Source organism: Paractinoplanes abujensis, from assembly GCF_014204895.1.
Classification (GTDB): Bacteria; Actinomycetota; Actinomycetes; order Mycobacteriales; family Micromonosporaceae; genus Actinoplanes; species Actinoplanes abujensis.
Window position 1 is genome coordinate 3,650,478 of sequence record NZ_JACHMF010000001.1, and the last position, 11,875, is coordinate 3,662,352.

Below are 11,875 nucleotides of genomic sequence, written 5' to 3' on the forward strand. Positions count from 1 at the left end.
GATCCGAGGCTCCCCGATCATCGGCCGGTGGAGTCCCAGCCCTCCTGCGGGGTCGCGCAGGTGCCGCGGAAGACGTACTGCGACGGCAGGCGGCGCTGGTCGCTGGTCCAGTCGATGGGTGGGCGGCGCTGCTCGGCGGGCAGGTAGCCGAGCCGGTAGACGGCCATCAGCTCCAGGTCGTCCGGCACCGCGAGCAGCTTGACGATCTCGTCCCAGCGGCCGGGCACCTCCATCGGGAACGACACGAACTGGATGCCCATGCCGAGCTCGACGGTGGTCAGCCAGAGGTTCTCCATGGCCGCGCCCATGCTGAACACCGAGTAGAACGAGGACAGCTCACCGGGCCGGTACTCGGAGCGGTCGAGCATCACGCCCAGCAGCAGCGGCGAGCCGGCGACGAGTTTGCGGTTCTCCTCCCCCAGGGTCTGCGGCACCCGCATGGCGTTCATCAGCTTCTGCCCGCGGCTGGTGAAGACCTGGCTGGTGAACGGGCGCAGCGGGGCGGGCAACTTGTCGAACAGCATCCCGTCGCGGCGGCGTTCCATCTCTTCCTTGCTGAACCGGAAGTACGGCTTGTAGCGCTCGAAGAACGTGCCGTTGGACATCGCCTCGGTCATGCTCTGCCCGCTGATCCGGGCGATGGCCTCGATCGTCGGGCGTTCCTCCACGATCACGAACCGCCACGGCTGGCTGTTCAGCTGCGACGGCGCCCGCCCGGCCACCTCCATCAGCAGCCGCTGGTGTTCCTCGGCCACCGGGTCGGGCAGGAAAGCGCCGTTGGTGGTCCGGCGGCGGCGCACGACATCGAGAAACTCCATCAGTGACTCCTCCAGACGGAAACAAGAGCGGCCCCGTACGCCGGTGCGGCCGACGCGGCCAGGGTGGCGTGCCGGCGCAGGCGGCCACCGGCGTACGGGAGGACGGCCAGCGGCCCCAGCGCGGGCAGCAGGGCCAGACCAGCGGGCCGGCGCTCCCGTGCGGCCGCGGCCACGGCGAGCACGGTCAGCGACGCCGTCGCGCTGAACAGGGCGTGATGCACCCAGCGGATGCGCGCGTTGTCGACCACCCCGGTGGCGACAGCCGCGCCGAAGGCGGCGTTGGCCACGTAGCTCGTGGCGGCTGCGGTGACCAGGATGCGGGTCGTCAACGGTCGGCCTCCCAGGTGAGCAGCAGGCGTTGCGGGATCATCGGCGTGACCCGCCACTCCGGCGGGACGGCCGCCTGCAGCTCGGCGCGCCGGTAGCTGCGGCGGATGGAGAGCAGTCCGTCCTGGTGGACGAACGAGCGGCGGGCGAACGGCAGCGTGGCCGCGGCGTACAGGCCGTAGCCGACGTGCCCGCGCGCCAGGTCGTTGTGGATGACCAGGCGGCGGGCCAGGGCCACGCTGTCGGCCAGCAGGGCGGCGAGTTCGGCCGCGTCCAGGTGGTGCAGCAGATGGTTGGAGGTCACCAGGTCGTACGTGTCCCCCCGCGCGACCAGGTCCGCGCTCGAGGCCTGCTCGAAGTGCACTCCGTCCGCCGGCAGCCGCCGCACGTGCCGCAGCGCGCGCGGGTCGGGGTCGACGGCCGTGGTGTGCAGCAGCAGCCCGTCGCGGGCGGCCCAGCGGCTCAGCGCGCGGGAGATGTCGCCGCCGCCGAAACCGATGTCGAGCAGCGTCGTCGGCCGCCGGGTGTCCAGCTTCGGCCGGATCCGTCGCCGGTAGAGCCGCCGCCAGCCCGAGACCAGCCGGTTGACCGTGGTGAACTGGCGGTAGGTCCGTTCGAGCCGGTCGAGGTCGCAGCCGGGGTCGTCCATCAGCTCCCGCGACACCGTGTCCCTGCCCATGGTGCTGTCCCCGATCCCGCGCCCGTCTGAGATCATCTGGCTACCCGCGCACCACAGTTGTCAATCCGTCAGCCGAGTGACGACCGCGCCACCACCGCGGCCGCGCGGACCGCGCCCGCCAGTGCGCCCGCGATGACGGCGTAACCGGCGCTGGACGGGTGGAACCGGTCGGCGCTGAACAGGCCGGGGTCGACGGCGAAGCCGGCCGCCGAGGTCATCCCGATGTCCGCCACCCGCGCCCCTTCGGCGCGGGCGGCCCGGCTCTGCGCGTCGTGCAGCAGCCGGCTGCCGGCCTGGACGACCAGCCGCATCTGCGGCGGCACCCACGGCACCACGCTCAGATCGGGCGCCGGCGCCACCACCACCTCGGCGCCGCCCGCGCGCAGCCGCCGGACCGCGTCGGCGAGCTGAACGGCAGCCTGCTCGGGCGGCACCAGGCGGGTGAGGTCGTTGGCCCCGATGATGATCAGCGCCAGCTGCGGGCGCCACGCGAGGCCCCGCTCCACCTGGGCTGGCAGGTCACGGCTCTGGGCTCCGGGCACGGCGAAGACCCGGACCTCGTTGGGCAGGTCATGGACGGTCATATCGGCCGAGAGGCGCTGCGCAGGCGTGTCGGCAGCCGACGAGGCACCCTGGCCGTAGGCGATCGAGTCGCCGAAAATCGCGAACTTGAGTGTCACGCCTTGTTCAACTTCCCGGCCGCCCGGTCGCTTCCCGCGGCGAATCACGGGTACGCCTGCGCAGAACCCAGCGGAACCCCAGGCACAGGAGAACGAGATGGCGCAGCGTTACACCGACTACGACCGGGTGGCCGTGGTCACCGGCTCCGACTCGGGAATCGGCGAGGCGATCGCGGTCGCGCTGGCCCAGGCCGGCTTCGACGTCGGCGTGACGTACCGGTCGGACAAGGCGGGCGCGGAGAGCACGGCCGAGAAGGTGCGGGCGGCCGGGCGGCGGGCCGACGTACGGGCGCTCGACCTGACCGGCCTGCCGGGGGCCGCCGCCGTCGTGGACGAGCTGGCCGACGCGCTGGGCGGTCTGGGGGTGCTGGTCAACTGCGCGGGCACCGGCATCTCGGCACCGGTGGTGGACACCGGTTACGAGCAGTGGCGTGAGGTGCTCGCGGTCGATCTGGACGGGCCGTTCCTGTGCGCGCAGCGCGCCGCCCGCCGCATGCGGGCCGCCGGGCGCGGTGGCCGGATCATCAACATCACCAGCGTGCACGAGCACGCCCCCCGTGTCGGCGCCGGCGCGTACTGCGCGGCCAAGGGCGGCCTCGGGCTGCTGACCAAGGTGATGGCACAGGAGCTGGCGGCCGACGGGATCACTGTCAACGCGGTCGCGCCGGGTGAGATCGCCACCGAGATGACCGGCAACGAGGACGTCGACCCGCACACCGTCGACCGGCCGGGCATCCCCGCGGGCCGGCCGGGTGACGCCAACGAGGTCGCCGCCGTGGTGGCGATGCTGGCCGGTCCGGCCGCGGCCTACGTCACCGGCTCGTCCTACGTGGTCGACGGCGGCATGCTGCTGATGGGCCCGCAGGCCGGTTCGCACCTGACCTCCGGTGAGTGGCGCAACGGCTGAGGCGGGCCCCACGAGGCCGGCCCTCCCTCTCGAGGCCGGCCCGGGCCTCCCGCGGCGCGTTAGAACGCGACGGCTGTGGGAAGGCGTCAGCATGGACAGCACTCAGTGGGACGTGGTGGCCGGCGCGCTGCGGTCGGCCGGCTTCCCCGCCAATCGGCAAGACCTGATCAACCACGCCCGGCAGCAGGCCGCCGACGACCGTACGGTCGACGTGATCGCGGCGTTGCCCGTCGGGATCTACCGGAACCTGGTCGACGTGCGCGACCGCTTGCGGACCGGTTGCGCCTGACGAGCCGCCCGACCACCGGCAGGGTGGCGGCGGCTCGCCCGCGGCGCCCCGCCGCTCCCCGCCCAGCCGGCGACGAGCCGGGCCGGCGACCGCTACCGGTGGGTGATCGTGCCCAGGGTGAGCCAGCCCGTACTGGTGTTCTGGGCGGTGTTGGCGAAGCGGAGCGGGATGCCGCCACGCATCGGGTTGGGCACGCGCAGCACGATGGTGTATCGGCCGTCGCGCAGGCCGCCGGTGTCGATCCGGGCCGACCGCTGCACGGGAGGCTGACCGGGCTGGATGCCGGCCACGGTCCACGGGGCCGCCCAGCGCCGCACGACGCGGCCCGTGCGGTCGACCGCGGCTAGTTCGGCCGGCCAGGCGTAGTAGAACGGCGCGGTGCCGCGGTTGGCGACGCGGATCGACACCCGCTCCCGCCCGACCGCCGCCTCGGTGACGGTCAGCTCGTACCCCAGGGATCGGGCCGCGGACAGGGCGCGCTGATATTCCGGGCCGGTGTACCCGGCGCCGGCGAAGGCGGCGTGGTTGATCAGCCACGAGGCGTGGGTCTGAGCCACCGAGTCGGCGTAGCTCTCGTACTGGGGGCAGCTGATCGGGTCCTCGAAGAGGCAGGGCTGGATCTCCGGGCGCAGTTCACCACCGACGGGCTCACGCTGCCACTTGCCGGTGACCCCCTCGTCGGTCAGGCGCTGCACGAAGTGCCAGGGCTGGGTGGGCAGCGTCTCGAAGGCGAACGAGTCGTCGTGGTAGCCGATGTTCAGGTCCTTGTTCTGCGGGCTGGGGTATCGCGCCAGCAGCCGGGTGGTACCGAACGCGGCTTCGTAGCGCCGCAGCACCCGGGTCTGGACCTCGGTGGTGGGCATCCAGTTCTCCGGCTGGGTGGTCCCGTCGTACGGCCAGGTGTGCCATTCACCCCAGAACCCGATCAGGCCCAGCGTGATGAACCCGATCCGCGGGTCGCCGTCGTAGCGGCGCCCGAGCGCGGTGATGAAGCTTTCCAGGGCGGCCACCAGGCGCGGGTCGTTCCAGTCGGGGGCCACGCTGACACCGTTGTTGCCGAAGTCGGGGTACGGGCGGGTGACAAGGCCGGCGTCGAGCAGGTACTGCGGAATGCCGGTGGGACGGCCCGGATAGTCGAGGTAGATGCGGAACACGCCCTGGTGGCCGCGGGCCGCGATGGCGTCGAGTTGCTGGTCGACGGCGTCCCAGCGGAACTGCCGGGGCCCGGTCATGATGTCGCGTAACGGCAGGTAGAACCATTCCATGCTGTGCGGGAAGGTCCGGTAGTCACCGGCGAACGGCATGAACCCTTTGAGCGGGTTGTCGACCGGCGCGGCGGTGTAGGCCAGCGGCTTCCAGCCGGTGGCGGCGGGCCCGGCCACGGCGGGTGCGGCGCCCGGGGACAGGATCAGGGCGAGGGCAAGGACGAGCATTCTGCGCATGGTGGCATTCCTCAGCTGACGGTGATGCGGTCGATGTCGGGCGCCCAGCCGCCGGGGTTGGCGACGGTGATCGTGGTGGTGCCGGCGGGCAGGGTGAGCGTGACGGCGGCCGTGCCGACCGTGTCCCAGCTGCCGGTGGCGCCGAACGTGACGGTCTGCCCGTTGACGGTGGCGGTGCGGGTCTCGGCGGTCAGGTAGTGCACCGTGACAGTTCTCGGGCCGCCGCCGGTGATGCCCGGGAAGGTGAGCGTGGCCCCGTTGCCCAGCCAGCCGACCTTCTGCCCGCCCGAGCAGGCCGCGCACGCGCTGACCGCGGCTCCGCCGGTGCGGGTCGCGGCCTCGGCCTCGTGACTGGACGGTCCGGACGGGCCGGCGCCGACGGTGACCGGCCCCAGACCGAGCCAGCCGTCGGCCTGCTGGGCCGCGTTGGCGAAGCGCAGCTTCTTGGCGCCGGCGTTGACCGCCTCGAGCGGGTTCTGCACCCGCAGCACCCACTGGTACGAGCCGTCGGCCAGGCCGGAGAGGTCGACGCCGTGCTGGAAGTACTGCCGGTGCCCGAAGTCGCGGTAGCCGCCGCCCGCGTTCCAGTCGGGGAAGTTGCGGATGCTCAGCGGCTGCACGGTCCGCAGGTCCCACGGGGTGTCGAAGGTGCGCACCACGGCGCCGCTGCTGTTCTTGAGGCCGAGGACGACTTTCCAGGGGTAGGAGAACGGCGCCACGCCGGTGTTGGCGATCCGCACGCCGACGGTGGTGGCCCCGCTAGCGGTGTCGCGGTAGTACGCGTTGTCGACGGTGAGGTTGTACCCCATCAGCCGGACGGCGGCGGCGACGTTGGCGTCGGTGGCGGAGTAGGCGCCGCTCTGCTCGTTGATCATCCAGCTCGGGTGCAGCAACTCGATGCAGGCCTTGAGGTTGTCCACCGCCCCGGAACCGTCGGGCCACGACGTGAAGGCCGTCGACTGGATCTCGGGCCGCAGCTCGCCGCCGATCGAGCTGGTGATCCACTTGTTCTCGACCCCGGCGGCCAGCGTGCGCTCCAGGTGTGAGTAGGAGGCGCCGCCCATCGAGACGGGCAGGGTGACGCCTTGCAACGGTGAGCCCTCGCGGAAGCAGAACGAGTCGTCGTGGTAGCCGATGTCCCGGCTGTTGGCGGCCCCACCGGCCACGTCGGGGTAGCGGACTTCGAGCTTGGTGCGGTTGAACGCCGCGTCGTAGGCGGCAATCAGCTGGGCGCCGTTGGCGGCCGTCGGCATGTAGTCGGGGCGGCCGTCGGCGGTGTCGCTGTCGTACGGCCAGGTGTGCCACTCGCCCCAGAGCCCGACCAGCCCCAGGTGCACGAAGCCGAGCCGGGGATCGCCGTCGTAGCGGGCGCCGAACGCGGTGATGAAGCCGCGCAGGGCGTTGAGGGCGAACGGGCTGTTGTAGTCGGGGTGGGTCACGTTCCAGTACGTGTCGGAGCGGTTGGCGACGTTGCCGTTGAAGCAGGGCGGGATGGCGTTGGCCGGGTGGCTGCCCGTGCCGCCGGGATAGGTCAGGTAGACCCGGATCGCGGCCTGGTTCCCGTTGGCGGCGGTCTCGGCCAGCATGCTGTCGACGATCGACCAGTTGTAGCTGCCGCAGGTCGACGCGCTGGTCATGATCTCCGACAGGCCGAAGTAGCCCCAGGTCAGCGAGTGCGGATAGCCGACGTTCTGGTTGCTGCCGGGGTTGTAGAACTTCGCCCAGCCCTTGAGCGGGTTGTCGACCGGGCCCGGGGCCGCGGCCAGTGGATGGGCGGTCAGGGCGGGGTCGGGGGCGGGTGACGCCGGGGGTCGTGGGGGCGGTCCGGCCGGGGCGGCCGCAGCTGCGGTGACGGGGGCGAGGGCGAGGACGGCGCCGAGAACGGCGGCACCGAGCGATCTTCTCATTGTCGGTCTCCGAGGGTCGTGTGTTGCCCGGGGATTACGAAGAGGTATTGACAAAATATCGAAGGTCTACATCATTATTCGACAACGGGGCGGCTGGCAAGAGCCAACCGGCGAGACGAAGCAGAGGCGAGGATGAGCTCAACGAGACGGCGCGACGACCGCCGCGCGGCGTGGTGGTTCCTGGCGCCGGTGCTGGCCGGGTTCACCGTGTTCTACGGGTACCCGGCGATCCGCGGCGCCTGGTACTCGGTCACCGACTACACCATGCTCGGCACCCCGGCGTTCGTGGGTGCGGACAACTACGACCGGCTGGTGCACGACAGCCAGTTCTGGCGCTCGCTGCTGGTCACGCTCTGGTACGTGGTCCTCAACATCGGATCGCAGACCGTGCTGGCCCTGCTCGTGGCGGCGCTCATGCACCGGCTGACCCGATCGGTCGTGCTGCGCGCGACGCTGCTGCTGCCCTGGCTGGTGCCCAACGTCACGGTCGGTCTGCTGTGGATGTGGCTGCTCGACACCAACCTCGGCTTCGTCAACCATCTGCTCACCGCGCTCGGGGTGGGGCCGGTCGGGTTCCTGACCGACGCGGCGCTGGCCCTGCCGTCGATCGCCGCGATCAACACCTGGGCCTACACGGGTTACACCGCGCTGCTGCTCTACGCCGGGATGCTGCAGATACCGCAATACCTCTACGAGAGCGCCGCGATCGACGGCGCCGGCGAGTGGCGCATGTTCCGTGCCATCACCCTGCCGCTGCTGCGTCCCGTGCTGGCGCTGGTGCTCGTGGTCTCGCTCATCGGCTCGTTCCAGATCTTCGACACCATCGCCGTCACCACCCAGGGCGACCCGGCCGGGGCCACCCGGGTCCTCTACTACTTCATCTATCAGCAGGCCTTCTCGTACTTCCAGATGGGCTACGCGTCGGCGGCCGCCGTCTTCCTCGCGCTGATCCTCGGCGCGCTCACCGCGGTACAGATGCGCCTGCTGCGGGCGTCCCGCTCGGACCTGGCGTGAGGACGGATCCCGTGCGCAAATTCCTCGGCTGGACCGTCCTGGCCGTGATCGTCGTGGCCACCCTCTTCCCGTTCTGGTGGATGATCCGTACGGCTCTGACCCCGGCCGGCGACCTGCTCACCGACAACGCCGGCCTGCTGCCCCGCGACCCGACGTTGATCAACTTCGCCCGCGTGCTCGGCCTGACCAGCGAGGCCGAGGCCCGCGCGGCCGGCGGTTCCGGCGCCCACATCGACTTCGCCCGCTACATCCTCAACTCGATCATCTATTGCACGCTGATCGCGGCTTTCCAGACACTGTTCTGCGCCATGGCGGGGTACGCGTTCGCGCGTCTGCGCTTCCCCGGACGCGACCTGGTGTTCGCCGTCGTCATCAGCGCCCTCATGGTGCCGCCGATCTTCACCCTGCTGCCGAACTTCATCCTCGTCAAAGACCTCGGGCTGATCAACACGATGGCCGGCATGGTCGCGCCCACGCTGCTGATGACCCCGTTCGCGGTGTTCTTCCTGCGTCAGTTCTTCCTGTCGCTGCCGCGCGACGTCGAGGAGGCCGCCATCCTCGACGGCAACGGGCCCTGGGGCATCTTCTGGCGGATCGCGCTGCCGATGAGCCGCGGCCCGCTGATCACCATCGGACTCACCACCACCGTCTGGGCCTGGAAGGACTTCCTGTGGCCGCTGCTGGTCGGCCGCGGGGAGCAGAACCGCCTGGTCACCGTCGCCCTCGGCGTCTTCCTCCAGCAGTCGCCGAACACCCAGCCCGACTGGACCGGACTGATGGCGGCCTCGACGCTGTCGGTCGTCCCGGTCGCCGTCCTGCTCGTCCTCATGGGCAAGCGTCTCGTCCAGTCGCTCAACTTCACCGGAAGCAAGTAACCCTCCCGTCGAAAAGAGAACGAGATGACCCGCAGAAACCGGGCCGCGGCCGCGCTGCTGTCGCTGACCGTCCTCACCGGACTGGCCGCCTGCTCCGGCGGCGACAGCGACAGCGGCGGCGACGCCGTCACCCTCGACTACTGGCTCTGGGACGACAACCAGAAGGCGTCCTATCAGGCCTGCGCCGATGCGTTCACCGCGGCCAACCCGACCATCAAGATCCAGATCACCCAGTCGGCGTGGGATCAGTACTGGCAGAACCTGACCACCCAGCTCGCCTCGGGTGACGCCCCGGACGTGTGGACCAATCAGGGCTCGTACTATCCGCAGTTCGTCAAGTCCAACCAGATCCTCGACATCCAGCCGTACGTCGACGCCGACAAGGTCGACGTCACCCAGTACCAGTCCGGGCTGGCCGAGCTGTTCACCAAGGACGGCAAGCGGTACGGCCTGCCGAAGGACTGGGACACCATGGCGCTGGTCTACAACGTGGACCACCTGGCGAAGCAGGGCATCAAGGCCACCGACCTGGCCGACCTGTCATGGAACCCCACCGACGGCGGCACCTTCGAGAAGCTCATCGCCAAGGCCACCGTCGACGCCGCCGGCAAGAACGGGCTCGATCCCGCCTTCGACAAGACCAAGGTCAAGGTGTACGGGTATCTGCCCGAGTGGGCCGACGGTTCGCAGGGCCAGAACGGCTGGGGCAACCTGGCCGCCGCCAACGGCTTCACCTACCTCGACCGGAACCCCTGGGGTACGCGGTACAAGTACGACGACCCCGCCCTGGCCGCCACCATCGACTGGTTCAAGTCGCTGATCGCCAAGGGCTACAGCCCCGCGCTCGACAAGAACTCCACTCTCAGCCGCGACACCCTGATGGGCGCGGGCAAGGGCGCCATCAGCTTCGCCGGCTCGTGGACGATCAACACCTACCTGGGCGACGACGCCAAGGCGACGTTCGCGTTCGCCCCGGTGCCGGCCGGGCCCCAGGGCCGCAAGACCGCTATCAACGGTCTGTCCGACGCGATCTGGGCCGGCACCGAGCACAAGGATCAGGCCTGGAAGTGGGTCAAGTTCCTGGGCTCGGCCGACTGCCAGAACATCGTCGGCGGCAACGGCGTCGTCTTCCCCGCCGTCAAGGGCGCGGGCGAGAAGGCCCTGGCCGCGCACAAGGCCAAGAACCGTGACGTGCAGGTGTTCGTGGACGAGGCACAGGCTCCCGGCGGCACCTTCTTCCTGCCCATCACCGAGCACGGCAACGAGGTGAGCCAGACCGTGCAGGACGCCATTCAGTCGGCGGTGCTCGGTCAGAGCGACTCCGCCACCGCCCTGAAGAAGGCCAACGACCAGGTCAACGCCCTCTTCAAATAACCGTCACCACCACTGGCGCGGCGGGCCCGTCCCGCCGCGCCCGCGCAAAGGAGAACCATGGCACTGCTCCTCGAGCTCGCCGGCCGCACCGTCGCCCTCGACCACGAGGGCCCGGGCCGTCCCGAGCTCGCCGACGGAGGCCTGATCCTGCCACCGGGCCGCGTCGCGCTGCTGCACGGCCTGGGCGACGCCCTGTTCTACCGTCACGGGCAGAACTCCTGGAGCCCGTGCGGCTGGCGCCGCCTGTCCGAGCCGCCGCTGCGCATCGCCGACCCGCGGCGACGGGTCACCGCCGACGACGACGCCTGGGACGACCCGGCCCGCCACCACTCCTCCGCGGTGGCCGCCCTCGACGCCGGCGACGGCAACGTCCTGCTGCTCGGCGCGCTCGGCCTGGGCGTGCCGCGACTGCAGGCCGACCGGGACACCCTGGCCGGCTGGTACGAGCACGGCGCGGCACCCTGGTTCCTGGCCTACGGCCCGGAGCCCGAGGTGTTCGCCGCCTACACCCGGCAGCTGGGCGAGCGGCTGGGCCGCCGCGACCGGCGCGCGGGCAACGTCTGGTGCTCCTGGTACGCGTACTACGAGACCGTCACCGAGCAGCAACTGGCCAAGGACCTCAAGGACCTGACCGGGCTGCCGTTCGACGTGGCCCAGATCGACGACGGCTGGGAGCGGGCGGTCGGCGACTGGCAGCCCAACGACAAGTTCCCGTCCGGCATGGCGGCCCTGGCCGGCCGGATCAGCGACGCCGGCCTGGTCCCCGGGCTGTGGCTGGCCCCGTTCATCGCGCTGCCCGGCTCCCGGTTCGCGCAGGAGAACCCCGGCCTGCTGCTGCGCGACACGGCGGGCGCGCCGGTGATCGCCGGCCACAACTGGGGCACCGGCTACCACGCCCTCGACCTGTCCCGCCCCGAAGCCCTCGAGCACGTCCGCGAGCTCATCCACCGGGTCGTGCACGAATGGGGTTTCCGGTATCTCAAGCTCGACTTCATCAACGCCGGCGCCGTGCCCGGGGTCCGCGCCGGTGACGCCGAGCGGGAACAGACCTACCGCGACGCCCTGACCGCCGTACGGGAGGTCGCCGGGGACGATGTCTATCTGCTCGGCAGCGGCGCCCTCCTGCTGCCCTCGCTCGGGCTGCTCGACGGTCTGCGCAGCGGCCCGGACGTCGCGCCGATGTGGCAGAACTACGCCAGCGACGACCCGTCCGACGCCATGGCCCGCAACGCCGTGGTCAACACGCTGCACCGGCTGTGGCACCAGCCGCTGGCCGAGGTGGACCCGGACGTGGTCTATTTCCGCAGCCGGCTCAACCTGCTCACCGACCAGCAGCTGGGCTGGCTGCGCGATCTCGCCGACGTCTGCGGCTTCCGCGCCGTGTCCGATCCGCCCAGCTGGCTCACCCCGGCCCAGCTCGACGACATGACCGCCTACCTCGCGGCCCGGCCCGAGATCAGCCGGCTCGACCGCTACCGGTTCACCGTCGACGGCCGGGAAGCCGACTTCACCCCGGTCGTCACCCCGGCCGCCCAGGCGTACCCGATCTCCTGACCCTTTGTA

Annotated in this window: 12 protein-coding genes; 6 read left to right on the top strand and 6 right to left on the bottom strand. The window is 70.9% G+C overall.

Going from position 1 to position 11,875, the window contains the following annotated elements; all coding sequences use genetic code 11:
- Positions 1–17 precede the first annotated feature (17 nt).
- The 4 genes from BKA14_RS16215 to BKA14_RS16230 form a co-directional block, all read right to left on the bottom strand.
- Entirely contained in the window at positions 18–818 is an 801-nt protein-coding gene (locus tag BKA14_RS16215) for a nitroreductase family protein (protein WP_184951771.1), read from the bottom strand.
- Complete coding sequence (locus tag BKA14_RS16220; protein ID WP_221477275.1) at positions 818–1,147, bottom strand: hypothetical protein; 330 nt, start codon at positions 1,145–1,147, stop codon at positions 818–820. The genes BKA14_RS16215 and BKA14_RS16220 overlap by 1 nt, the downstream gene beginning before the upstream one ends.
- A complete protein-coding gene (locus tag BKA14_RS16225) occupies positions 1,144–1,824 on the bottom strand; it encodes a methyltransferase domain-containing protein (RefSeq protein ID WP_239093766.1) in 681 nt (226 codons plus the stop codon). Before BKA14_RS16225 ends, BKA14_RS16220 begins: the two co-directional genes overlap by 4 nt.
- A gap of 68 nt (positions 1,825–1,892) precedes the next feature.
- Positions 1,893–2,504 carry an SGNH/GDSL hydrolase family protein gene (locus BKA14_RS16230; RefSeq protein ID WP_184951773.1) on the bottom strand — a complete coding sequence of 204 codons (612 nt, stop codon included), beginning with the start codon at positions 2,502–2,504 and terminating at the stop codon, positions 1,893–1,895.
- Between the two features lie 97 nt (positions 2,505–2,601).
- Here BKA14_RS16230 and BKA14_RS16235 point away from each other — a divergent pair, with 97 nt between their 5' ends.
- Positions 2,602–3,411, top strand: a complete 810-nt coding sequence (locus BKA14_RS16235) for an SDR family oxidoreductase (protein WP_184951774.1) — start codon at positions 2,602–2,604, stop codon at positions 3,409–3,411.
- Between the two features lie 91 nt (positions 3,412–3,502).
- Complete coding sequence (locus tag BKA14_RS16240) at positions 3,503–3,700, top strand: DUF2795 domain-containing protein (protein ID WP_184951775.1); 198 nt, start codon at positions 3,503–3,505, stop codon at positions 3,698–3,700.
- Between the two features lie 92 nt (positions 3,701–3,792).
- On the opposite strand, the gene BKA14_RS16245 is transcribed toward BKA14_RS16240, so the two are convergent.
- Together BKA14_RS16245 and BKA14_RS16250 are read right to left on the bottom strand one after the other, a co-directional pair.
- A complete protein-coding gene (locus BKA14_RS16245) occupies positions 3,793–5,142 on the bottom strand; it encodes a DUF4832 domain-containing protein (protein WP_184951776.1) in 1,350 nt (449 codons plus the stop codon).
- Between the two features lie 11 nt (positions 5,143–5,153).
- A complete protein-coding gene (locus tag BKA14_RS16250) occupies positions 5,154–7,049 on the bottom strand; it encodes a DUF4832 domain-containing protein (RefSeq protein WP_184951777.1) in 1,896 nt (631 codons plus the stop codon).
- Positions 7,050–7,181: 132 nt separating this feature from the next.
- On the opposite strand from BKA14_RS16250, the gene BKA14_RS16255 reads away from it, so the two are divergent.
- Genes BKA14_RS16255 through BKA14_RS16270 form a run of 4 tightly spaced genes read left to right on the top strand, consistent with a single transcriptional unit; the run spans position 7,182 to position 11,866 of the window.
- A complete protein-coding gene (locus BKA14_RS16255; RefSeq protein WP_184951778.1) occupies positions 7,182–8,063 on the top strand; it encodes a carbohydrate ABC transporter permease in 882 nt (293 codons plus the stop codon).
- Positions 8,064–8,074: 11 nt separating this feature from the next.
- Positions 8,075–8,938, top strand: coding sequence for a carbohydrate ABC transporter permease (locus tag BKA14_RS16260; RefSeq protein WP_239093764.1), 864 nt, complete (start codon positions 8,075–8,077; stop codon positions 8,936–8,938).
- Between the two features lie 24 nt (positions 8,939–8,962).
- On the top strand, positions 8,963–10,312 hold the full coding sequence (locus BKA14_RS16265) for an ABC transporter substrate-binding protein (RefSeq protein WP_184951779.1): 1,350 nt from the start codon (positions 8,963–8,965) through the stop codon (positions 10,310–10,312).
- A 57-nt stretch (positions 10,313–10,369) separates the two neighbouring features.
- The gene (locus tag BKA14_RS16270; protein WP_184951780.1) at positions 10,370–11,866 is read left to right on the top strand and encodes a glycoside hydrolase family 36 protein; all 1,497 of its coding nucleotides are present in this window, start codon (positions 10,370–10,372) and stop codon (positions 11,864–11,866) included.
- Positions 11,867–11,875: the final 9 nt, after the last annotated feature.